At 59.5% G+C, this 23,834-nt stretch carries 14 protein-coding genes; 9 read left to right on the forward strand and 5 right to left on the reverse strand.

What is annotated here, in order from left to right:
- The first annotated feature begins 100 nt into the window (after positions 1-100).
- Positions 101-4,282: a hypothetical protein gene (locus FXO12_RS12130; RefSeq protein WP_057976077.1), complete on the forward strand. Its 4,182-nt coding sequence runs from the start codon at positions 101-103 to the stop codon at positions 4,280-4,282.
- On the opposite strand, the gene FXO12_RS12135 is transcribed toward FXO12_RS12130, so the two are convergent.
- Entirely contained in the window at positions 4,283-5,596 is a 1,314-nt protein-coding gene (locus FXO12_RS12135) for an HD domain-containing phosphohydrolase (protein ID WP_057976079.1), read from the reverse strand. It lies immediately after the preceding gene.
- A gap of 200 nt (positions 5,597-5,796) precedes the next feature.
- Between FXO12_RS12135 and FXO12_RS12140 the strand changes: the two genes are divergently transcribed.
- Genes FXO12_RS12140 through FXO12_RS12155 form a run of 4 tightly spaced genes read left to right on the forward strand, consistent with a single transcriptional unit; the run spans position 5,797 to position 11,861 of the window.
- On the forward strand, positions 5,797-7,671 hold the full coding sequence (locus FXO12_RS12140; RefSeq protein WP_057976081.1) for a bifunctional diguanylate cyclase/phosphodiesterase: 1,875 nt from the start codon (positions 5,797-5,799) through the stop codon (positions 7,669-7,671).
- A gap of 34 nt (positions 7,672-7,705) precedes the next feature.
- Positions 7,706-8,671 (forward strand): cytochrome-c peroxidase, encoded by a 966-nt coding sequence (locus FXO12_RS12145; protein WP_057976082.1) that lies wholly within the window; start codon positions 7,706-7,708, stop codon positions 8,669-8,671.
- Positions 8,668-10,485 (forward strand): DAHL domain-containing protein, encoded by a 1,818-nt coding sequence (locus tag FXO12_RS12150; RefSeq protein ID WP_057976084.1) that lies wholly within the window; start codon positions 8,668-8,670, stop codon positions 10,483-10,485. The genes FXO12_RS12145 and FXO12_RS12150 overlap by 4 nt, the downstream gene beginning before the upstream one ends.
- Complete coding sequence (locus FXO12_RS12155) at positions 10,482-11,861, forward strand: ATP-binding protein (protein WP_057976086.1); 1,380 nt, start codon at positions 10,482-10,484, stop codon at positions 11,859-11,861. The genes FXO12_RS12150 and FXO12_RS12155 overlap by 4 nt, the downstream gene beginning before the upstream one ends.
- 19 nt (positions 11,862-11,880) lie before the next feature.
- Here the strand turns inward: FXO12_RS12155 and FXO12_RS12160 are convergent, their stop codons facing one another.
- A complete protein-coding gene (locus tag FXO12_RS12160; protein ID WP_034126440.1) occupies positions 11,881-12,153 on the reverse strand; it encodes a type B 50S ribosomal protein L31 in 273 nt (90 codons plus the stop codon).
- A gap of 161 nt (positions 12,154-12,314) precedes the next feature.
- On the reverse strand, positions 12,315-13,193 hold the full coding sequence (locus FXO12_RS12165) for a hypothetical protein (RefSeq protein WP_057976087.1): 879 nt from the start codon (positions 13,191-13,193) through the stop codon (positions 12,315-12,317).
- A gap of 256 nt (positions 13,194-13,449) precedes the next feature.
- Here FXO12_RS12165 and FXO12_RS12170 point away from each other — a divergent pair, with 256 nt between their 5' ends.
- The 4 genes from FXO12_RS12170 (at position 13,450) to FXO12_RS12185 (ending at position 16,980) form a co-directional block, all read left to right on the forward strand.
- Positions 13,450-15,069 (forward strand): FMN-binding glutamate synthase family protein, encoded by a 1,620-nt coding sequence (locus FXO12_RS12170; RefSeq protein WP_034126439.1) that lies wholly within the window; start codon positions 13,450-13,452, stop codon positions 15,067-15,069.
- 12 nt (positions 15,070-15,081) lie between these two features.
- A complete protein-coding gene (locus tag FXO12_RS12175) occupies positions 15,082-15,366 on the forward strand; it encodes a putative quinol monooxygenase (protein ID WP_054917577.1) in 285 nt (94 codons plus the stop codon).
- A 61-nt stretch (positions 15,367-15,427) separates the two neighbouring features.
- A complete protein-coding gene (locus FXO12_RS12180; RefSeq protein WP_057976091.1) occupies positions 15,428-15,724 on the forward strand; it encodes a cupin domain-containing protein in 297 nt (98 codons plus the stop codon).
- Positions 15,725-15,849: 125 nt separating this feature from the next.
- Positions 15,850-16,980, forward strand: a complete 1,131-nt coding sequence (locus FXO12_RS12185) for an OpgC family protein (protein WP_034126436.1) — start codon at positions 15,850-15,852, stop codon at positions 16,978-16,980.
- Between the two features lie 333 nt (positions 16,981-17,313).
- Here FXO12_RS12185 and FXO12_RS12190 read toward each other — a convergent pair whose 3' ends face one another.
- Complete coding sequence (locus FXO12_RS12190) at positions 17,314-18,732, reverse strand: amino acid permease (RefSeq protein WP_054897689.1); 1,419 nt, start codon at positions 18,730-18,732, stop codon at positions 17,314-17,316.
- A 376-nt stretch (positions 18,733-19,108) separates the two neighbouring features.
- Positions 19,109-23,689: a hypothetical protein gene (locus tag FXO12_RS12195; RefSeq protein WP_057976093.1), complete on the reverse strand. Its 4,581-nt coding sequence runs from the start codon at positions 23,687-23,689 to the stop codon at positions 19,109-19,111.
- Between the last annotated feature and the right edge of the window lie 145 nt (positions 23,690-23,834).

The raw sequence follows: 23,834 nt of genomic DNA on the forward strand, positions 1-23,834 counted from the left end.
CACCGCAGGGTCCAGTTTCGGCCACCCTAAACTCGCAAACTCATATTCAGCAGGGCTCGCTGCACCTCGGTGCGCCGCGCTCTTTTATAAGAGTTTACTCATGCACAATTCATTGCCTACCCTCAAAGAATCATCCACTGACGAACCGCAACCGCTGCCGGCCGACAGCACGTCAACCCCTACCGTGCAACCGATGACGCTTGCGGTCGTGCCGCCGGCTTCACTTTCTGCCGAAGAACAACTGGCTTACCTCACCCGTGAACTCGACAAACTCAATGCACAGACCTCTGAGCTGGTAAGGCGACAGCCGAGTGTCGGCCGCGTGTACCAGCAGCAATTGGCCGAGATGTTTCCCGATGCACATCTGCCCATCAATCCCAACCAGATTTTTTATAGCCGCTATCGCGAAGACCAGGAAGGACAAAAGCACCTGCTGTCCTGCGAACCACTGGGCTCGCTGCTGGCCACCTTACGCGCGCCTGGCGCAGAGTCTTATCTGACCCAGGAGAGCGGCGCCTTCTACCGCGAATGCAACACCCTGGACACCGATAAAATCCTCTCTGCCAATGCCTCGACGACAACCCTGGCCGCCAGGCTGGAAATAGCCATCACGTTGAGCCTGAATACATTCTGGGGGGCTGGCGAGCCCTCCCAACCCAACACGGAGGAGCAATTGGTCGCGCTGCGACGACAAGTGCTGGCCCATCAACTGGCATTGCGCTCGGTGGACGGCACGTTGTCGGCGCATGCACGGACGCTGGCGCAGAACGTGCTCAAGTACCCAAGTGCTGCGGCACGTGAACAGGTGTTTACCGTCGACAACAGGCCCACGGTGTACCGACTGGCCCTGGAGAATGGCAGTGAATTCGCCGGCGCATTCATTCTGACCCCCACGGGCACGACGCCTCTGACGGGCAAAGTGATGCTCTATAGCCCAAGCGAGGAGTTTGAGGAGTTTGAAAACCTGGCGCGTTTGAATGACACCGTCGCAGCCCGCATACAAGACGGCGCAGCGCCAGGCAAGCTGTTGATCGCAAGCCTGCCGACAGCCGCTCGTACCGCGCTAAGCGGCTTGCCCGTACTGACGACGGCCCCGTCCCAGATAGACGCTGACGTGATTGCTGACAGTGTCCGCGCATTGCGAGTCAGGCAACATTTCTCCGTTCGCGAAGCCTTGCGCAGGGAGACGTTGCCCTCCACAGGCGAGCTCGACCTGGCCGCAGACCTGACGCCACAGTGGGATGTCGCTAATGCTTTTATGGTGCGCAATCTACGCCTGTTGACGGCCGAACCCGCATGGTTGAAAACCGCCGGCGAGCAAGACCAGGCTCGGTACAGGCAACTGGAACAAGAACTGATCGACAGCAATGAGGAACTCACACCTCATCTTGAGAGAATCTTGACACTGGAGGCGTTCTCCCAACAGGAGACCGACAAGGTGCTGAAAAAACAGAAACCTGTGTATGCCAACGTTGATATTGACCCTTATAGAAGCCTGGTTCATCTGCGCGTCACAACGTCCTCCCGGTCGGCCGAGATGACGGGGTATCGTAACGAGGAAGCCACCATTGTCTACATCAGCGAAGACCGCAAGATCAATATCCCGCAGTGCCTGCCAGGCAAAAAACTGATGTGGGGCACCTGGCGTACCCAAACCGTGGTGGATCTGCGCACACTGGGAAGTTATACCCAACGTAATGTCGACCCATGGTCGGTGCATGGCATACATAGAACGATCAGTGCCACCGCCAACATTATTGACACAGCCGGCAACCCTCACGGAAAACTTGGCAACGATGATTTGCGCGCACTCGCAACAGAAGCTGACATTGGCCAAAAATACGATACGTATCTGCGGTCAACCTTCTCGCTGAGCAGCGGGACAAGCAGCTTCGCTACAGTCTGGCAGCGCGCCAACGCGGCAAAAATGAATAAGGACGCGCTTGAGAACCGTCTCAACCCTGACGCAGCCAAACTGTTTACGTTCCAGACGCCAGGCAGTGGGTTTGACTGGATAAAAGCTGTCACTGAACACCCTGATTCAACCACCCGCCCCCGAGTCAGCGAATTCGAGATAGAGGTCAACCTGCTGGTATTGGGCGCCGCGCAAGAGAGGGGCCAAGGCGGGCAGGTCATGCATCGTGTCCTGGTCATTCATCGAAAAGGCACCAAGCCTGACGGGGTCAGTGTGCTGTATACCCCGGATGCACCAGATGGCGTTGCCTTCCGGGAGCTGACCAAGGGGCTGGTGGAGCTGGACACGCTGAAAGCAAAACCGGAATGGCAGGCCTATTTCACTTCCCAGATGGCCACTAAGGATACGAAAGAGATCACACGGATCTTCAACGATACGCGCAGTGTGTACCGCTATACCTTGACGCCGATAACCGGCAATTTCCACGCATACCTGTATTCGGCGCAACTGGGTTTTCAACTCGCGCACGCCGACTACCGTTCACGGAGCAATGCGCAAATTTTCCGCGAATCGGCAGTAAACGCCTTTATGTTCGGGGTGGAAACCGCCGATTTTCTGCTCGGGTTGATACCCGGCAAAACCGCCCTGTCGTTTTTGCGCCGAGCTATCAACCGCGGATTAGGCGTGGCCAAGCAGCTGGGGCGGCGCATTCCGGGGCTGGCCAGTAAAGTCGGTACGGACAGGAGCACCGCCATTGTACTGACGGGTGCCTCCCTCCGCCCGTTGGAACCCGCCTGGGTCAATGTGATGCCGTATCGGTTGCCTGAGCAAATAGAGCCGTTCTTTGACGTAGTGGAGTTTGCCAACACCCACCGATACAGACTGTCGCGCCAGTCGGGCCGCGCACCGTGTTTTTTTGATAAACACAATAACCAGTTCATCGCGATGCGCGACCCAACAGGCCGCTATCACCTGTATCAGTCCTATGTAGAAGACGGCGCACGCTATGTAAAAGACCCGGCAGGTCACCACGTGGACTTTATGGTCGTACCGGGAGACGCAAAGAGCTGGAAGCCCCGTTTCGAACGAGACGCTGTGGGCGGAGGTTCCGTTCTGGGTGCCCTGCGTCCTCTCACCCCTGAACAGCAAGTGGATGCGGACCTGATCGCGGCGATGCGGCTTTTTGCAACAGAAGGGGAAATGCGGGATTTCGTGCGCGTCATAGAACAAACCGACGCTTCCCTGAAGCTCGATTTGATCACTCGCGCCCGACAACAGCTTGGCACCCTGGATGAAGATGAATTTCGCCGCTGGATGTCGAACTCGAAAAGCTTGAGCCGAGCCAATCAAGAGAGATTACGTAGTTCCCTGTTAAACCTGCGGCTCGAACTGGCCACCGTTGAACATATACACCTGTCGACACAACATTTTGCGCAACCCCTGTCTGCGCGGGACAAGGAAGAACTGTTTAAAAAAGTCAAAAGGCTCATTGGCAAAAACGAGAACCTCGACAAACAAATCAGAACATCGATTGCCGTTGCCGACCCCGATACTGGCGCACAATTTGTCGGGTACGCCATCACCCACAAACACCAGCATGCGATGGATAAATTCGCAGCAAAATATGAACTTTATACTTGGCGGGATGCTGCACTGAAAGTGTTTGCATACAAGCCCGAACACCTCGTACGTATTAATCAACTCGCCTCAGATCTGGGAATTACACGCCAGGAGGCGATACGTCGATTCTTACTGCTGCCTGAGACAAAAAGCACCCTGGATGCCTTCATGACGGAGACCTTCAAGGCCAAACTCGCCAAGCTTAAAGTCACCTCCTTTTCAGAGGATTTCAAAAAATCCGGTATTCCCTATATCGCCCTATCCCGAGGCCAGCATGGGGCAGATACTGGCGTAGCGATGGTAGACAGTAGAGATGTCACAGCATTCGAAAAAGCCCTGCCCAAGTTTGCAACGCCTCTGGAGTTTGAAGTCCCCCGCGTTCAAACCCATAGAGTTGAAAGGCCAGCGCCGGCGCTGCCTGTCGGGCCGGAAGTCGTGCCCACTCGCGATCCGCACATCAACATCGTGAAGCTGGATGAACTGGCGCAAACCCAGAAAAAACTCCTGCCCACCCCCGCCACCGCCAAACTTGAGGAGATCACCCAGGATATCCAAGCCGGTCGCCTCAGCCGCAAGCGAATAGGCAACTTCACCTATGTCGATCTCCCCCAGGTGCAGCCCGGCACAGGCCGTGGTCTTTGGCGCGTGGCAATTGAACAAAACGGCAAAGAAGGTGGCAAAGATGTCTACATCATCAGGGGTATCTTTGATTACCACGCCAGCAAGCACGTAGCCTGGGGCGTATAACTACAGGAGGGGCGGCACCTCGTCCGGCGCCCTGATAAACACACTGTACTTGGCGCCCTCCATCGCCTCGAACGCGATCAGCTTGTCCACCAGCGGCAGGTTCAGCACCTTGCCGGCATTGAGCAATAACATGCCGTTGTCGGCATTGAGGTTGCGCGCCAGCACCATGCCGGCTTCCAGCTCACGGGTGGAGAGGACTTTTACCGTCGGATCACCCAGGGTCACATCGCTGAGGAAGGTCGCGCAGGCTTGCACGAAATCTTCCACCAACGCCGGGTCATACAGGCGCCCGGCGTACTTGCGGATATACAGCAGCGCCTCGTCGCTGTTGAGGTGCCGCTCCAGGATCAGGCCTTTCTGCAATTCGATAAAGTCCACCGCCAGCTTCAGCAGCCGTGAACCGGGCGGGATCGCATCGCCCTTGAGGTGGTCGGGAAACCCCGCGCCGTCCCAACGTTCCTGGTGATGACGAATGATCCGCGCCGCGTCCTTCATCGGCTCAAGGGTCATCAGCAGCGACTCGCTCTGCCCCGGATACTCACGGTACAAGCCGCGGTCGGTGCTGTGCAGTTTGTCCGACGGTGCAACCATCATGCTGTCCGTCCAGCTCAACTTGCCGATGTTGTACAACGCGGCGGCCATGGTCAGGTCACGGGTGCTGGATTCGTCCATGGACTGGGCGGCGCAATACACGCGGATCAACTCGATCAACGCACGGTTGGTCTGTTTGTCCTTGGGCAAGCGCAGGTTGGCCAGCAGCGAAAACACTTCCGTGCCGGTCACATAGCTGCGCTTGAGCTCGTCGTAGGCCAGGTCGAGCATGTCGGCGGTTTGTTGCAACTCGGCGGTACGCGCCGCCACGCGTTTTTCCAGGGTAGCGTTGAGCAGCTTGAGCTGTTCGGTCTGATCTCGGGCCAGGCGTTCAAGCCGTTGGTGCTCGAGGGTTTGCTGCAACACCAACTGCAACTCCTCGTCATTCCAGGGTTTGCCGATGTAGCGGTGGATCTGCCCGTCGTTGATCGCCTTGATGATGGTGGTGAGGTCGGCGTAGCCGGTGAGCAGGATGCGGCTGGTGGCAGGATACAGGCGGTGGACCTCGGCCAGCAGCGTGGCGCCGTCCATGCCGGGCATGCGCGCATCGCTCATCACCAGATCGATGGGCCGGGTCGCCATGATCTCCAGCGCCTGGGCGCCGCTGGTGGCCAAAACCACCTCATAGGGCTGGCCGCGCAACAGGCGGCGCAGGCTGTTAAGGATCGACTCTTCATCGTCGACCAGCAAAACAGCGGACTTCGTAGCGAGTGGTTCATCCATGGCGACTCTGCCTTCAAATTAAACGAAGCTAGGCTAAATTGAATCCGTGTAGCACCAAAACGATGTTGATTTGACGCCAACTGGCCGTCGATATCAAGGGAACTCGACTATGCTGCAGTGCATGCTCGCGCCCCGTTCAGTTGTGGAACCAGGGAAGGAATTGTCATGCCATCAAGCCTTTTGCACGTGCCGAGTGCGCCATGAAGACGGAATCGGGCCGGGCCAACCGGCGCATCCTGATCGTCGACGACACCGCTTCGATCCACCAGGATTTTCGCAAGATCCTCTGTGTCGACGAGCACGGCGAGCCCTCCCTCGACACCCTGGAGTCCACCCTGTTTGGTACCACTGCACCGGTGCGCCAGGCGTTTGACCTGGACTCGGCCTACCAGGGCCAGGAAGCCTTGGCGCTGGTCAAAAAAGCCCTCGACGCCCACTCGCCGTACGCAATGGTGTTTATCGACATGCGCATGCCCCCTGGCTGGGACGGCCTGCACACCATCGAACAGTTGTGGGAGGCGGACCCCAACCTGCAAATCGCGCTCTGCACGGCCTATTCCGACTACTCCTTCGAGGCAATCGAAGCGCGCCTGAAATACAACGACCAACTGCTGATCCTGAAAAAGCCCTTCGACCACCTGGAAATCCGCCAGATGGCCAGCGCCCTGACCTGGAAATGGCAACTGGCCCAGGACGCGGCCCTCAAAGTGATCAGCCTGGAGCGCACCATCGAGGAACGCGTGCAGGAGCTGCTCAAGGTCTCGCACTTATTGCAATACGACGCCCTGACGGAGTTACCCAACAGCACGTTGCTGGGCGACCGCCTGACCCAGGCGATCGCCTTGGGCCGCAGGCACGACACGCAACTGGCGGTGATGTTTCTGGGGCTCGACCGCTTCAAGCGCATCAACAACGCCCTGGGCTATCCGGCCGGCGACGAGGTGCTTGCGCAGGTGAGCCTGAGCCTGGTGGCGGCGATACGGGCCTCGGACTCGGTGTTTCGTTATGGCTCTGACGAGTTCGTGGTGCTGCTTAACGATATCCAGCATCCCCAGCAAACCCAGCACATTGCGCAAAAAGTACTCAATGCTGTCAGCGCGACTCGCCATGTCGCGGGGCATGACCTGAGTGTGAGCGCCAGCCTGGGCATCAGTATTTACCCCGATGACAGCGACAATGCCGTGGGTTTGCTCAAGCACGCTGAAACCGCGATGCGCACCAGCAAAGAACGCGGCCCGGGGGATTTCAGCTTTTACACCGAAGACATGAACCTGCGCGCCCAGCATCAGCAAAACCTGGAAAGCGCGATCCGCCAGGCGCTGGACCGCGATGAATTTGTGCTGCATTACCAACCCAAGCTGGCGCTGGAGTCCGGGCGCATCGTCGGTGCGGAAGCGCTGACCCGCTGGTTTCGACCGCAGTCGGGTTGGGTCAGCCCGGCGGAGTTCATTCCGGTCGCCGAAGACAGCGGCCTGATCGTGCGCCTGACTCAGTGGGTCCTGCGCCAAGCCTGCACACAAGCCCAAGCCTGGCGTGAGATGGGCCTGGCGCCCCTGCGCATGTCGGTGAACATCTCGGCGATCGACTTTCGCCAACGGGACTTCGTCGACAACCTGGCCGCCATCCTGAAAGAAACAGGCCTGCCGCCCACCCAACTGGAACTGGAAATCACCGAAAGCGTGCTGATGCAGAACGTCGACGAAACCGTGGAGACCCTGCAAAAGATCAAGGCCATGGGCATCCGCCTGGCCCTGGACGATTTCGGCACCGGCTACTCCAGCCTCAGCTACCTGCGGCGCTTTCCCATCGACGTGCTGAAGATCGACCAATCCTTCGTGCGCGGCCTGCGCATCAATAGCCAGGACGAACAACTGATCAGCGCTATCATCGGCATGGGCAAGAGCCTGGAGCTGAACATCATTGCCGAAGGTGTGGAAACCGTCGACCAATTGAATTTCCTCAAAGCCCAGCGGTGTGAGGAGGGCCAGGGCTTTCTGTTCAGCAAGGCGCTGCCTTCGAAAGATTTTGTGCAGCTGCTGCAAACGGATAGCGCGACACTGATGCCGGATCAATAAAATAAATAGCCCTGGGCCTGCAAGGAGTGCTCGCTTGAGCAATGTCGTAAACCACCGTTCCGGCCTGATGTTCGCGTTATGCCTGGGCACTGCATCGCTGTCAGCCGCGCCGCTGGACGAAGCGCTCAAGCCCTTGCCGGCGATTCCAGTACTGGACCCGGCCAAGGTTGAGTTGGGTCGCCAGTTGTTCAATGAGCCGCGCTTGTCGGTCAACAACACCTTGTCCTGCGCGAGCTGTCACCAACTGACCAGCGGCGGCGCCGACAACAAGCCATTCTCCATTGGCTTTGACGGCAAACCGGTGCAGATCAATACCCCTTCCGTATTCAACGCCAGCCTGAACTTCAAACAGTTCTGGAACGGTCGGGTGGACACGCTGCAGGCCCAGGTCGAGCAGGTGGTGATCAGCCCGGTGGAAATGGGCAGCGACTGGAATACCGTGGTGCGCAACCTGTCCGCCCTGCCCGCCTACCAGAACGCGTTCAAACAGGCCTATCCCGATGGCGTCACCGCTTCCAATGTGCAAAACGCCCTGGCCACCTACGAGCGTACGCTGCTGACACCCAATTCGCGGTTTGACCAATACTTGCTGGGCAACACCGATATCCTGACCCGCCAGGAAAAATACGGCTACCAACGCTTCAAGGATTACGGCTGCATTGCCTGTCACCAGGGCGTGAACATTGGCGGCAATATGTTCCAGAAATTCGGCGTGATGGGCGATTACTTCAAGGCCCGCGGCAACCCGCTGGAATCGGACCTGGGGCGCTACCTGCTGACCCAGGATGAGGAAGACCGCCATGTGTTCAAGGTGCCCAGCCTGCGCAATGTGGCCGTCACAGCGCCGTACTTCCACGACGCCTCGGCCAAGACCCTTGAAGAGGCGGTTGACGTGATGTTCAAGTACCAGTTGGGGCGCAACCCGTCCCAGGAAGACAAGGACCTGATTATCCAGTTTCTCAAGACCCTGACCGGCGAATGGGCGGGCAAGCCGTTATGAGACCCTTGTCACGCCGACGCACCAGCCAAATCCTGCTAGGCCTCATCACCCTGTTCCTGGCCTCCACCCTGGTGTTTTTGTACCTCAAGTCTTCACGCGACCAGACAGCCACTTATACCCAGTCGCGCGACTTGATCCGCCAACTCCAGCAGCTCAATGCTCAGTGGGACAGCGAAGTACTCAAGGCCCGCATCGCGATCACCCACAACTACGACCCACTGGTCACACCGCTGACCGAGATGACCCGTATCGGGGCTGAACTGGAAAGCCGCGACACCTACCACAGCGCTGCCGACCTGCCCGGTTGGCAAGCCAGCCATGCGGCGTATCTGACGGCCATCGAGGAAAAAGCCCGGCTCGTCGACCAGTTCAAATCCCACAACGCAGTGCTGCGTAACTCATTGGCTTTTTTGCCGACGGCCGAAGACGACATCCAGGCCCAATTCAACAGCATGACCGACGAAGGCCGCCTGCAACTGCAAAGCGTGGCCACCGACACTTACGACCTGCTGCTCAGCAGCCTGGAGTTCGCCCAAGTCACCAGCGACGAACGTGCCGCCGATATCCTGGTGGGCCTGGGCAAGCTGGCCATCAACCAACAGAGCCTGCCCAGCGAGTTCCAGGCACCGGTGGAGATCCTCAGCAATCATATTTCGCTGATCCTGCGCGAACAGCCACTGGTCAACAGCCTGCTCGAGCGGATTGCCGCCGTGCCGGTGGCCGAACACCTCGATGACCTGACCACTCACCTCAATCAGGACCAGCAGGCTACGGACCTCATCGATCATCAGTACCATCGCTACCTGCTGATCTTCTCGACCTTGCTGGTGGTAATGCTGCTCTACCTGGCGGTGCGCCTGTTGCGTAGCTTCGCCGAGATCAATCGCGTCAACCGCGCGTTGCAGGCCGCCAACGAAACCCTGGAGCAACGGGTGGAGCGGCGCACGCAACAGCTCAAGGATGCCCAGAGCGAGCTGATGAACAGCGCCCGCCAGGCCGGCATGGCGGAGATCGCCACCAACGTGCTGCACAACGTCGGTAACGTGCTCAACAGTGTGAACATCTCTGCCGACCTGGTCAGCCGCAAGCTGCGCAGCAGCAAGGCACTCGGCCTGGGCAAGGCCATGCAACTGATCAACGCTCACCAAGGCGACCTGGGCACCTTCCTTACCGAGGATGAAAAGGGCAAGTTGCTGCCGGGCTATCTGAACCAGTTGGTCGAAGCGATTGCCATCGAACAGCAAGGCATGAGCGATGAGCTGGCGCAGTTGAGCAAAAGCGTGGACCACATCAAGGACATCGTCTCAACCCAGCAATCCTATGCGGGTGCGTCTACCTTGCTGGAGCCGGTCAATATCAGCGCCTTGATGGACGACGCCCTGCGCATGAACGCCGGCGCGCTGAGCCGTCACCATGTCACTGTTGTGAAGGCGTACGCCCCGGTGCCGGAGATCTTGGCGGACAAGCACAGGTTATTGCTGATCATGGTCAACCTGATCAGCAACGCCAAATACGCCATGGACAAACTGTCTGAGCGGCCACGGCAAATCACCCTGGCGGTGGAATCGGTAGGCGACGAGACCCTGAAGATCAGTGTGAAGGACGATGGCGAAGGCATACCGCCCGAGAACATGGCACGCATCTTCACCCACGGTTTTACCACCCGCAAGGAGGGCCACGGTTTCGGCCTGCACAGCTGCGCCCTGGCCGCCGTGGAAATGAACGGCCAGCTCAGCGCCCACAGCGACGGGCCGGGCCTTGGCGCCGTCTTCACCTTGACCATCCCCATGACACTTGCCGGAAGCAGCTCATGAACCAACCTCCCAACCGGCGCATCCTGCTGATCGATGACACACCGTCCATCCATGAGGATTTTCGCAAGATCCTGATGCCCGACGAAGCCTCAACCGAAGCGCTGGATGAAATGGAGTCGGCGTTGTTCGGCGACACCGCCAAACCTCAAGCCCAGGCATTCGAACTGCACGGCGCGTATGGCGGCGAGGAAGGCCTGGGCTTGCTGACCAGCGCCATGGCGCAACAGCGCCCCTATGCCTTGGCCTTCGTTGACATGCGCATGCCCCAGGGCTGGGACGGCGCCAAGACCATTGAAGAACTGTGGAAAGTCGCCCCCGACCTGCAAGTGGTGGTGTGCACCGCCTACTCGGACTATTCCTGGGATGACCTGTTGTTTCGCCTGCACGCCCACGACCGCCTGCTGATCCTGAAAAAGCCGTTCGACAACATTGAAGTCCAGCAAATGGCCAACACCCTGGCCAACAAATGGGACATGGCGCGCCGCGCTTCCCTGCAAACCTCGCAGCTGGAGCGGTTGGTGGAAGAGCGCACCCAAGCGCTGCAACTGGAAATTGAAGAGCGCAAGCACCTGGAAAGCCAACTGGTGCAGTCGGAAAAACTCGCCTCGCTGGGGCAACTCGCGGCCGGCGTCGCCCATGAGATCAACAACCCCGTGGGCTTTATTTCCTCCAACCTCAGCACCCTCGACAGTTACTTCAAGCAGCTGCAACAGATGCTCGATGCCTACCAGCGCAGCGAAGCGCACATCGGGGCGCCAGAACATCGCGAACCGCTCACGGCATTGCGCAACGAGCTGGACCTGGATTTTCTCAAGGACGACATTCCGATCCTGATCCGCGAATCCAAGGACGGCATCGGCCGTGTGGTGCAGATCGTCAAGGACCTGAAGAACTTTTCACGGGTGGATAACGACCAGACCTGGCAATTCGCGAACCTGCAGCAAGGCATCGATTCGACGCTGAACATCGTCGCCAGCGAACTCAAGTACAAGGCCGATGTGGTCAAGCACTACACGCCGCTGCCAGAAATCGAGTGCCTGGCTTCGCAACTCAACCAGGTGGTGATGAATCTGGTGATCAACGCCGCACAAGCCATGGGCCCTGAGCGCGGCACCATCACCATCAGCAACGGGGTGGACGGCGAGAACGTGTGGCTGGAAGTCGCAGACAACGGCTGTGGGATTGCCCCCGACACCGTGCAGAAGATTTTCGACCCGTTCTTCACCACCAAGCCTGTGGGCGAAGGTACCGGGCTGGGTTTGTCGTTGTCTTACGGGATCGTCAAGAAACACCGTGGCGATATCAGCGTCAGCAGTGAGGTGGGCAAGGGTACGAAGTTTCGGGTAGTACTGCCGATTCGGCAGACGGCGGCGTAGGCACGCCGCCGAATCATGCTCATGCGTCAGCTTTTTTCGGGCTCGACCCAAACGATGCAAAACGCTTGTTGAACCCGGCAATCCGGCCTTCGGCCTGGGTCTTGCGCTGCTGGCCGGTGTAGACCGGGTGCGAGGCGCTGGAGACGTCCAGGGGGATGTAGGGATAGGTGTTGCCGTCGCTGTGTTTCTGGGTGCGATCACTGTCGGCGGTGGAACCGATGAGGAAGAACACATCGGCGGCGGTGTCGTGGAACAGCACGGTGCGGTAGTCGGGGTGGATACCAGCTTTCATGAGGCCTCCGGGGCGTCTGGGTGCGGTTGATTTGTTATACAGTAACACAACACCGAGCGTCCAAACGAGAACCTCTTGCAATAAAGGTAGAGCGCGAGGAGCTATGGGGCCTTCTGGAAATCCGTTTCCTGGGACGTCCAACCATTAAAAACCAAACTGGCTTAACTGCTGATCTTATCCAGTGCTGACTGGGCCTCATTCGGCTTGGCTTCGTTGTTCTTCACGGCATTGATATACCCTTTAACGACGCCGACAAGATTTCCTCTCGTAGCGCTGGCGAGCGCTTCATCGAAACCATCAGCCCGAGTTTTGTCAAAACCCGCCTTCGCCCCTTTGATAGCTCCGATCACTCCCGGTTCCGAATCGCCAATACCTAGAAGAATGTTGCTGAGTCCAGGGATAAACCGGGTTCTCTTTCCAGCCTCGCCGGCAGCCCATTGCACGTTATCTTTGTTGGTGCCGTCCTTCCTGACATGGGTGTCGCTGGTACTATCCAGACGGTGATGCTCACGCAAGGCTAAATAACCCTGCTCCGTAAAGTCTTTCCACATGCCTGCAGGTGTACCGTGCCGAGCGTCGCCGCTACGGGTAATGCCTTCAAGGTCGCCATTTCCGTGCGCCTTGCCTCGGTGTTCGCCGTCAGCCGATAAGGACGTATCGATATAGTTGAGCACCCGCGCGGCGTTGAAGGCTGCATCAGCCCGTGCGTCCGGGTCTTTGTTGTTGCTCGTCCAATCTCCAAGAAGTTTGTAAGCCAATGAGCGATTGATATCTTTTTGATGACCCAGTTTTTTGAGGATCGGATTATCGTTGATGATTTGTTCGGCGGTGCGGTTATCACCCGGTGGGCGGCCTGTGGCGATCTCCGGCTTTCGGCTCACATCCTGCTCGGGTTTTTCGATGCCTTCAATGCGTTTGTGTTCTTGGGCGACTTGCTCCCGTAGCGGGCCGGTTAACTGGCTTTTATTCCAATCGTGGCTGGAGGGGGCAGAATTCCAGACATTGGAAAAAACATTCGCTACCGCTATCGATGTCGTCATAGGTAAGTCACTCGTTTTGGTCGTTATAAACTCCCTCTTGATAAAGTGTCCTTACTTCACCGCGCCCGGTCACAACCAGACACTCAATGAATGGTGACGGGGCAGCAATACGTTCCTGATCAAGCTGATAGTTTTTTTGTCGGTACAAATACGCAGAGGCTCAAATAGCTGACTGGACGATCAATCCTTGTCCGTGCTTTGTCGACAGGTGCAGAATGGTTAATCGACCTGAAGAGTCCGAACCCAAGGAAACCGTATGAGCCTGTCCTTGTTAAGCCGCTACGCCTTCTTTGCTGTGTGCGTCATTTTCACCCTCGCCAGCCTCCCCTTTATCGAACATGAATGGCTGTGGCCGATCACGCTGGTCACCGGCGTACTCAGCCTGATCGGCATTGTCGACCTGCTGCAAAGCCCCCATGCGGTGCGTCGCAACTATCCGATCCTGGGCAATATCCGTTACCTGGTAGAAACCATCCGCCCGGAAATCCGCCAGTACCTACTGGAGTCTGACAGCGACGCCCTGCCCTTCTCCCGCGCCCAGCGCTCGCTGGTGTATTCGCGCGCCAAGAACGAAACGGCAGACAAACCCTTCGGCACCCTGATCGACGTGTACCAGTCAGGCTTCGAATTTATCGGCCACTCCATGCGCCCTGCGCCACTGAGCGACCCCAGCAGTTTTCGCGTGATGGTCGGCGGCCCGCAGTGCACACAGCCGTACTCGGCGTCGGTGTTCAATATCTCGGCCATGAGCTTCGGCTCATTGAGCGCCAACGCGATCCGGGCACTCAACCACGGCGCCAAGCTCGGCAACTTTGCCCACGATACCGGCGAAGGCAGCATCAGCCCCTATCACCGAGAAAACGGCGGCGACCTTACCTGGGAACTGGGCAGCGGTTACTTCGGCTGCCGCACCAGCGACGGCCGTTTCGACCCCGAACGCTTCGCCGTGCAGGCCCAGAACCCGCAAGTGCGCATGATCGAAATCAAGATGAGCCAAGGGGCCAAGCCCGGCCATGGCGGGATTTTGCCCAAGCACAAGGTCACCCAGGAAATCGCCGACACCCGCGGCATCATGATGGGTGAAGACTGCATTTCGCCGTCGCGTCACAGCGCGTTTTCCACGCCGATCGAGCTGATGCAGTTCATCGCTCAGTTGCGCGAACTGTCCGGCGGCAAACCCGTGGGCTTCAAGTTCTGCCTGGGCCATCCGTGGGAATTCATGGGCATCGCCAAGGCCATGCTCGAAACCGGCATCCTTCCGGACTTTATCGTGGTGGACGGCAAGGAAGGCGGTACCGGTGCCGCGCCGGTGGAATTCACCGACCATATCGGCGTGCCGCTGCGCGAAGGCCTGCTGTTCGTGCATAACACCCTGGTGGGCCTGAACCTGCGCGACAAGATCAAGCTCGGCGCCAGCGGCAAGATTGTCAGCGCGTTCGACATCGCCAGCGTCCTGGCCATCGGCGCCGACTGGGCCAACTCGGCGCGTGGTTTCATGTTCGCCATTGGCTGCATTCAGTCGCAGTCATGCCACACCAACAAATGCCCGACTGGCGTCGCCACCCAAGACCCGCTGCGCCAACGCGCGCTGGTGGTGCCGGACAAGGCCCAGCGCGTGTTCAACTTCCACCGCAACACGCTGCACGCCCTGGCAGAAATGCTCGCCGCCGCCGGGCTGGAGCATCCGTCGCAGTTGTCGGCCAAGCATTTGGTACGTCGGATGTCGGCGACGGAGATCAAGCTGTTCTCCCAGTTGCATGTGTTCCTCAAGCCTGGGGAGTTGCTCACCGGTGAAGTGAATGGCGAGTTCTATTCGCGCATGTGGCAGATGGCGCGGGCGGACAGTTTCGAGCCTCATGAAACCGCAGCAGCCTGAAGGACGCCTGCCATGCTGAAAGTCATCGCTGAGGACTTCATCAAGCCCGAACACCTGGAAACCGTGCGCCCCTGGTACGCTGAACTGGTGGAAAAAACCCGCCAGGAACCGCTGTGCATCGCCTACGATTTGTTCATCGATCAAAAAGACCCTGGGCACTTCATTTTTATCGAGCAATGGCCAGATCAAGCGGCGCTGGATGCGCACTGCCAGACCGAGCACTTCACCCGGTTGGTGCCCCAGATCAATGAGCATCAAGCCAAGCCGTGCCGGGTCTTGTTGATGGACACTTTCTGACAAGACCCACCGCCTGCTGAACCGGACCACCGACGGCATCGTTGAAAACAAGGAGATTCACATGCCGTTACTGGACTTCGCCGCAATCGCCGCGCAACTGCCCGACAGTTGGACATCCACACGCCTGGGCCAGGTTGGCCCGGCGCGGATCAAAGTACTGCGCATGGATGAACAGACGTACGAGGAAGAAACCCACGACTACAACGAAGGGTTGTTGGTGATCAGTGGGTACTTGCACCTGCGCATCGGTGATCAAGCCATCAGGGTGGACGCCGGCCAGATGTACCTAGTGGAAGCCGGCACTGCCCACGGTGTGCTCGCCGGCAGCCAGGGCACCCTGGTGATCATTGATCTCTAGAGACATTCAGTAATACCCAGCCTTTGCAATTGCTTACAAATACCGCCAACCTCCGCCCGCCCGACGTGCGGCGACGCCCGCGCTCACCTATCGTCATTAAACAACTTGTTCAAGAGCCCGCTGCCATGCTGAACGGACGCGACCCGCGCATCGACTTTTTTCGGGGCCTGGCGTTGATCTTCATTTTCTGGGATCACGTGCCTCACAACCCCCTCGCCAACATCACCGTGCAGAACTTCGGGTTCAGTGACGCCGCGGAAATCTTCGTGTTCCTGGCCGGCTACGCAGCCGTGCTGGCCTACGGCAAGATTCTGCAGCGCGAGGGCTATCTCTTCGCCTGCCTGAAAATCCTGCGTCGGGTGTGGACACTCTACGTGGCGCATATTTTCCTGTTGGCGCTGTTGATGGGCATCGTGATTTTCGCCAACAGCCATATCGAGACTCGCGACCTGGTGCAGGAAATGGGCCTGGGGTATTTTCTCAGCGATACCCAACAGGCCTTGATGGATGAGTTGCTGCTGCGCTTCAAGCCCAACCTCACCGACCCGTTGCCGTTGTACATCGTGCTGATTCTGAGCCTGCCGCTCACCCTGCCACTGCTGGTGTATGTGCCCAACGTGATGGTGGCGATCTCGGTGGCGGTGTACCTGCTGGCGCCCTGGCAGGGCTGGAATTTGCCCGCGAGCAACGGCGGAGTGTGGTACTTCAACCCCATCACCTGGCAATGCTTGTTCATCCTCGGCGGCGCAGCCGCGTTGCGCTCACCCAGCCGCGCCGAAGCGCGGCCGTTGCTGCGCCAACCCTTGTTCGTGGCCGCTGCGCTCTACGTGTTGGTGACCTGTGTGATCACCTTGTCTTGGCGCTGGCCCGAGGTGCATGACGCCTGGATGCCACGCGTGATTGGCGAATGGCTGTACCCCATCAGCAAGACCGACCTGTCGCCGGTGCGCCTGCTGCACTTCCTGGCCCTGGCCTACGTCACCGCCAAATTGCTCCCCGACGTCGGCTGGACGCAGCAGTGGCTGGCCCTGCAATTGGCGAGGATGGGGCGTTACTCCCTGGAAGTGTTTTGCCTGGGCGTGGTGCTGGCGCCACTGGCCGACATGCTCAATGCCATGGCCGGCGACAGCCTGGCGATCAAGTTATCCACGGCCTTGGCGGGCGCTGTGTTGATGGGCTTATTGGCGGCATGGCTGGACCTGAACAAGCGCCTGGACCAACGCTACGCCAGCCGCGCCGTCGTCACGACTACATAGTTAGCGACGCCGCCGGACACCAGGATGGCAACTGAACCACCGCTTTCGCAGGCAAGCCAGCTCCCACATTGGTCGTGTATTGCCCACAGGATCAACGCCCGGCACAGATCCCCTGTGGGAGCGGGCTTGCCCGCGAAAGCGGAGTGTCAGTCACTGACTTTTTAACTGCACCACCGCTATCGCAGGCAAGCCAGCTCCCACATTCGTCGTGTATTGCCCACAGGATCAACGCCCGGCACAGATCCCCTGTGGGAGCGGGCTTGCTCGCGAAGGCTGCGGGCCAGTCAATTAATCTGCAACTGAACCACCGCTATCGCAGGCAAGCCCGCACATTTAAACGGAGCGGGTCGCGCTGCTATTGGCGACGGCGGGCTGCAACTTGAATACGTAGTACAACACGGTCAACAGCACCAGGAACGCAGGCCCGACATACAGCGCCACACGGGTCTCCGGGAAGTACGCCATCAGGCCCACCACCAGCACCAGGAACGCCAGCGCCAGGTAGGAGCTGACCGGGTACAGCCACATGCGGTACTTGAGGCCCGCCTGCTCCGCCGGGCTCAGGCCTTTGCGGAATTTGAGCTGGGCCAGCAGGATCATCAGCCAGGTCCAGATCGCGCCGAAGGTGGCGATGGAGGTCACCCACACGAACACCTGGTCCGGCACCAGGTAGTTGAGCAACACACCCAGCAGCAAGGCAAAGATCGACAACAGCAAAGCCTTGCGTGGCACGCCGTTACTGGAGGTGGTGCCGAACGTCGCCGGCGCCTGGCCGTTCTGCGCCAGGCTGTAGAGCATACGCCCGGTGCTGAAGATGCCGCCGTTGCAGGACGACAGCGCGGCGGTGATCACCACGAAGTTGATGATACCCGCGGCAGTCTTGATGCCCAGACGCTCGAAGGTCATCACGAACGGGCTGCCCTGGGTGCCGATTTCATTCCACGGGTAGATCGACAGGATCACGAACAGCGCGCCCACGTAGAACAGCAGGATGCGCCAGAACACCGAGCCGATGGCGCTGGGAATGGTCTTCTGCGGGTTACGCGCTTCACCGGCGGTAAGGCCGATCATCTCGACGCCCAGGTAGGCGAACATCACCATTTGCAGGGACATCAACACGCCCTGCACACCATTGGGCATGAAGCCACCATGGGTCCACAGGTTGGAAATGCCCAACGCCACGCCGTCATTGCCGAAACCGAAGGCGATGATACCGACGCCACCGATCACCATTGCAATGATGGTGACGATCTTGATCAGCGCGAACCAGAACTCGAACTCACCGAACGCCTTGACCGCGATCAGGTTGATGGTGCCCATGCTGATCAGCGCCGCCAGTGCCCAGATCCAGCGTGGCGTATCGGGGAACCAGACCCCCATGTACACCGCCACCGCGGTAATTTCTGCGACGCAGGTCACCAGCCACAGGAACCAGTAGTTCCACCCGGTGAGAAAGCCTGCCAATGGACCGAGGTAATCCTGCGCATAGCGGCTGAACGAACCGGCCACCGGGTTGTGCACGGCCATCTCTCCGAGGGCGCGCATGATTACCAGGATCGCCAGGCCGCCAATGATGTAGGAGAGCATGATCGCCGGGCCGGCCATTTCGATGGCCTTGGCCGATCCCAGGAACAGCCCCACACCGATACACGCGCCGAGCGCCATCAGGCGGATATGCCGTTCGCCGAGTTCGCGTTTGAGCGGGCCGCCTTGAGCGGTCTCGCCAGGGGGCAGTGGTTTGCCGACAGGCATAGGAATACAACCTCATTTTGTTATTGGATTTAGCCACCGAGCCTGGGCGTATCCGCGGATGGGCTGATACACCGGCTGGACCGGACTCGCCTCATGGGCAAATCCGCCTGGTGCGACTCACGCGCACAGGTCAGCGGGCGTGCAGTATAAAAAGCTAACGTCAGGTCTTTTCACTCAATAAACAGGGAAATTTGGCGATAAGCCCCGAGAAAAACCGCTTGGACGGTGCAAGCACCAAGCGTCTAGATCGGCCTTCCCGGCGCAAAACGGCGCAGAGTATTGCATAACCGGTCAGGATCGGGACACCTGGGGGCAAGCACATGATGGCGCGGTTCTGCACCCCGAGGCCGTTCAAATGTGGGAGCCGGCGTGCCGTTCAGTCCACACTGAAAAACAAACGTCTGGCCAGCAGCCGGGAAATGCTCGCACGGTCGATGTCCAGGGTTTGCTGCACGCGCCCGGTCTGGCCGCTGCGCATTCGGGCGAACGCCTGGGCTTCAGCTTCGGCCTGGGCCTGGCGCCCCAGTCGCTGCTGCTCGGGGCTTTTGATGTGGGCGGCGGTGTAGTGATCGTCCGGGCCCAGGCGGGTTCCATAGTGAAAGTGCGCGTAACACAGCGGCTGCGCCGTTTGCGCATCCTGCACAACATAGACTTGCAGAAAATCCACGGTTTTACCCTTGAGGCGTACGCGGGCACCTTGTCGCTGGATGCGCACCTCATTGAGCGCGTGCAGGAAATCGACATCTTCGGCCCGCGTCAGCTTGAGTTTGCTGGCCCGAACACGCGCCTCGACACCCGCCGCCTCCAGGCGCGTCGCCGCGGCCCGCAAGTCGCTGGCCCGCACCCTGGCGTTGGCCTGCTGGGTGGCGGCCAGCCGTGAGACGTCCAGGCTGCGTAATTTTCTGTCGATATCCGCCGCCACCATACGCCGACTGTTGGCTTGCGCCACCAACAGGGCTTGCAGGGATTCGGGCTCACACCTGTCCGACATGCCTTGCACCTTCGCAATCGCGTTGTCGACGCCTGCCAACAGCCGCAGGCCCTTGTTCACCAGCGCACCCAGTTGCGGGTTGGCCGTACGGGGTTTGGCCGGCGGTTCCACCGCTTCCCATACGCCGTCGTCGGCCTCGGTGAAGGTGGCGATCACACTGCCCTTGTCGTCCACCAGCTCTGCGGTGCCGGTCGGGCCTTTGACCCGGGCCACATACACATCGCGGTTGCGCGTGCGGATGATCTTTTTTTGCCGCGAGCCTGCTGCCTCTGCCTTGACCGACACCACGCCGGGGGCGGTGTCCAGCAGGTCAGCCAGTTGCTCCTCAACCTGACGGTGCAGGCCAGACAGCAACGTCTGGAGTTTTTGCAGATTGGCCAAGTCAAAGGTGTCCGGCGCCATGGCGCGCCAGAACTGAATGTGGCCGTCGGTGAGCGCATAGATGCGCCCCAGGCTTTTGAGCACTTCTACACGTTCTTCCCGCGCGATGGAAAGATGCTCCAGGTCGGCCAGGGAGCGGCTGGCCCAGCGGGCACGATTGATCACCTGGTTCAAGCTGTCAAAAAACTCCGCCTCCAGCGGTGGGCCTTCGATATCAATGGTGATGCCCCACAGTGTGGTCACTTGCAACGCTTGCAAATCCAGGACCGAAGGCCTTGCAGCCAAGTCATTTTGCAGCTCGCGGGCCTTGTTGCGCCCAAGCCGCGGCACTGCCCTGAGTTGGTCAATATAGGTTTTTTCCAGCGTGCGCCAGCGAATCGCCGCCTCCTCGGCTGCCACTTGCTCACGCATGTTGCGGTCCAGGTCAGCATGGGCCTGGCGATTAAGATCGGAGCCGGCTTCGTCCTCACTCTCATCTTGCAGGACATCGAGCAGAGGGCGGATGCGCGCATTGATCTGCAGCATCTGCTCACGCGTGTCGGCATCCAGTAATTGCAGGCCCAGAATCAGTGATTCCAGCACTTCACAAAGTTCTTCTTCATACCGAGGCCGTGGCTTGATCGCACGCAAACGCATCAGCAATTGCAGTTCTTGTTGCGAGGACGTCACCTTATTCTGCATTTCCTTGCGGTAGCGTTCCTCAAGTTGCGCCAACTGTGCCTCGGTAACCTTGCCCTTTGATTCGCGCGCCAGCTTACGCGCCACGATCATGGCTGCACCGGCCCTGTCACGTGCGCGCCCAGCATCACGATATTGCTGTTCAAGGCTCGGCTCGGACACTTCAAGTGCCTGCAGTTCGGCTTCGAGCGCGGAATCGGCATTGCCCCCTGGCAAGTGCAATCGCGCATCAAAATCCCAATACCCGTCACCCAAGGATTTCAACCAGGGACCTTTCTCGCGGCCATCGGCGCTGACGACCCGCACCGCATTGGCCTCGTCCACCACCCGATACACGTGCCCGCGTACCAAGGCATGCCATTGCGGTGGTGAAAAGGAAGTGTCATAGACCAAACCCTGGCGCGGGCCGCTTTGCTCGGCGTTGCTCCATTCTCCGGAGAAAACCCTGAGGCTCAGGCGGCGTGCCCGAGCATTCTGCGCGGTGGTCAGGTCTTTACGCGCATTACTCCAACGGATCGGGGTGTGGAACATTGCAGGCACGGGGACACGAACAGGCGCCGACGCGGCGGGCTCGGCGTGCGCCAACGGCGCAAAGACGGGGTGCTCCAGTTGCAGCGCCTGATGGGGGGCGTGGGGCGTGGCCTGGTGCGCAAGAATTGCCATCAGGTTGCTCAGTACATCCGTAACGGCTTTGTTCCTGGCCTGTTCATCGTCGCTGGCCAGGGCCTGAATATCCTGCTGCAGGCTGTCGACCAATTGCACCAGCCATCCGCCCAATTGCAACGGCCCGCTGGTCAACGGCAGGACACTGGCAAACAACAGCCAACCTACCTCTTTCATATGGGCCCAGCGTTGTTCGGCGTTCGATACCGATTGCCGGTCAGCCAGGGCAACCAGAGCCTTTGCCGTGCCGTTGAACACCAGGGTGCAGGGGCCTTGCGTGCCCAACTGCTTGTGCAGTTGCGCCGCCGGTGGTTTGTCATACACGCCGAACTCATCGCCAGGCAAAAAGCGACGGATATGCGGTTCATTGAAGCCGCCGTTGGCGTAGACCGCCTGGCGTGCCGGAGCGATCCAGGTCAACACGCTGTCCTGTAATGGGCCTGGCGCCTTGATGGCCTCGAACAACGCGTGGATCGACGCGTACTCCTGCAACATCGGTTCGAGCAATGGCCGGTACAGCAGATGCACGCCCGCCTGCCCGGCCCTTGGGCCAATGATGAAGTGCGCGGTCACCTCATCGGCGTCAGCAGCCGCCGAAGCCTTGAACGCCAGCGGCCACAGCGCCATTGCCTGGTCCTGTACCGTACGATCGGCCAGGCGCGATTGCAGCGCAGCCTGCACGCGCCTGAAGCCATCCAGCGTCAGGCCGTGCTCGTCCTTGATCTTCAGTTCCAACGCCAGCATCGGCAACTGCACGCGTAATTGGCGCTTGAACAACTGCAAGCGCCGAGCGTTTTCGGTTGGATCATCCAACAGCTTTCTTTTCAACAAAGCCGGGTAAGCCTGGCCGACGTCAGCCGTTTGCACACACCCGCTGAGCAGGTCGTAAGTCAACCAACCGGGCGCCGGGGCGTCGTTCAACGTGATGCTGGTGACGGTGTGAGGGAACCCGGCCAGGTTTTCCAGCGCCAGTTCGGTCAGGCTTACGGTGATCAGGTCGACTTCGCCCGCTATGAAACCTCCCGGCACCGGCACTGCGGCGGCAATCACCCGTTTAAAGGTCAGCTGAACATCGGCAGGCAGCACTTTGCGCGCCGCAGGTTGAGCGTGCAGGCAAGTTTTGAGCGCGTCATCGGCAAACTGACGGATCGAGTCGATACCGTCGAGATACTGTTTTCCGCCATTTTGCTCGCGGGCCACCACCAGCGCCTGGAGCAGGCGCGCATAGGCGATGCTGTCTTGCTCGTCGGCGTGAGCCAGCCACAGCGGCATGGCGCTGCGCAGCGCTTGCTGACGTGCGCCCAGGCTGGCGACGAACCAGCGTCGCGGATCGGTGATGTAGTCGAGCAACGCCTGATGCTGCCCCGGTGCAAGTGCCAGGTTGCGGTCGATCCGGTCGATGTCGCGCAGTTGACGTGCCAGGTAGCTCGCGGCCAGGGCGTCGAACGGATCGCTGTCAACGTCCTCGGCAAACCATTGCTCTACGCGCGCGCCCTCAGCAAAAGCCGGCAACCATGCAGCGATTTCGTCCTCGTCGCGCAGCGGGTGCAGGCCACTGGCCGGGCTGAACAGCAAGCGCTGTTGTCCGTGAATAAGGACCAGCACCGGCAGCATCTCGACGGGCGGCCCCGCCAGGTAAACCGCCTGCACCCGCAATGCATCGCCGTGGGCGCTCCACTCGTTATCCGGGCGAATCGGATGCAGCAGGGTTTTGGGGAACAGTGTGGCGAATTGCTCCTCGCTGTATCCCGGCGGCTTGGGTGAGTCATATAGCAGTGTCAGCAGGTCATCCGACAGGTAGCCCCAGCGCGTCATGTTCACCGGCAGCTCTTCAGACCACCAGGCTTGCAGGCGTTTCACATAGGTCCTCCACAGCAGCGCGCCGCAACGGTTGATCAGCCGTTCCAGTTCAACCAGGCTCGGGCCACCTTCCACAAACACCTCGCGCACCCGTTGGGCGACCACGTGATAGTCCGCCACCAGCAACACCGGGCCGGCGAGGGCCAGGCGTTGCAGCAGCCACTCGGACAAGGCCTGGTAAACGAGGCTACCGTCAGTGTCGGCGGGCGCAGCGATATAAATCAGACCGGCCTGCCATTTGTGTTCAGCAAAATGCTGGTCAAGGTAGGCCTGGGCGCTTTCTTGCGCTACCGCCAGCAATGACGGCGGCTCGCGAAACAACGTTTCGATTTGCTCGCTCGTGATGAGGTGCTGTGAGTCGGCTGGAGGGGTGGAAGCGGTCATGTTGATACTCTGAGGGCAGTTAAAATCAAACGCTAACCGCCGCCGAGCGACCCGCTGGCCTAGACAATTAACGCCTGCCATGACGCGCTGTGTGCTGCCCCGTCGACAAACTTCATGGGCAAGGCAATTCGCGTCTACGCTTCAG

Source organism: Pseudomonas sp. J380, from assembly GCF_009827115.1.
In the GTDB taxonomy this organism is placed as follows: domain Bacteria; phylum Pseudomonadota; class Gammaproteobacteria; order Pseudomonadales; family Pseudomonadaceae; genus Aquipseudomonas; species Aquipseudomonas paracarnis.

Excerpts from the sequence above, each read along its gene's own strand:
- FXO12_RS12170 (WP_034126439.1), top strand. The coding sequence starts at position 13,450 with ATGAGCCTGTCCTTGTTAAGCCGCTACGCCTTCTTTGCTGTGTGCGTC.
- FXO12_RS12175 (WP_054917577.1), top strand. The coding sequence starts at position 15,082 with ATGCTGAAAGTCATCGCTGAGGACTTCATCAAGCCCGAACACCTGGAA.
- FXO12_RS12140 (WP_057976081.1), top strand. The coding sequence starts at position 5,797 with ATGAAGACGGAATCGGGCCGGGCCAACCGGCGCATCCTGATCGTCGAC.
- FXO12_RS12160 (WP_034126440.1), bottom strand. The coding sequence starts at position 12,153 with ATGAAAGCTGGTATCCACCCCGACTACCGCACCGTGCTGTTCCACGAC.
- FXO12_RS12180 (WP_057976091.1), top strand. The coding sequence starts at position 15,428 with ATGCCGTTACTGGACTTCGCCGCAATCGCCGCGCAACTGCCCGACAGT.
- FXO12_RS12185 (WP_034126436.1), top strand. The coding sequence starts at position 15,850 with ATGCTGAACGGACGCGACCCGCGCATCGACTTTTTTCGGGGCCTGGCG.
- FXO12_RS12155 (WP_057976086.1), top strand. The coding sequence starts at position 10,482 with ATGAACCAACCTCCCAACCGGCGCATCCTGCTGATCGATGACACACCG.
- FXO12_RS12195 (WP_057976093.1), bottom strand. The coding sequence starts at position 23,689 with ATGACCGCTTCCACCCCTCCAGCCGACTCACAGCACCTCATCACGAGC.
- FXO12_RS12190 (WP_054897689.1), bottom strand. The coding sequence starts at position 18,732 with ATGCCTGTCGGCAAACCACTGCCCCCTGGCGAGACCGCTCAAGGCGGC.
- FXO12_RS12150 (WP_057976084.1), top strand. The coding sequence starts at position 8,668 with ATGAGACCCTTGTCACGCCGACGCACCAGCCAAATCCTGCTAGGCCTC.
- FXO12_RS12130 (WP_057976077.1), top strand. The coding sequence starts at position 101 with ATGCACAATTCATTGCCTACCCTCAAAGAATCATCCACTGACGAACCG.
- FXO12_RS12135 (WP_057976079.1), bottom strand. The coding sequence starts at position 5,596 with ATGGATGAACCACTCGCTACGAAGTCCGCTGTTTTGCTGGTCGACGAT.
- FXO12_RS12165 (WP_057976087.1), bottom strand. The coding sequence starts at position 13,193 with ATGACGACATCGATAGCGGTAGCGAATGTTTTTTCCAATGTCTGGAAT.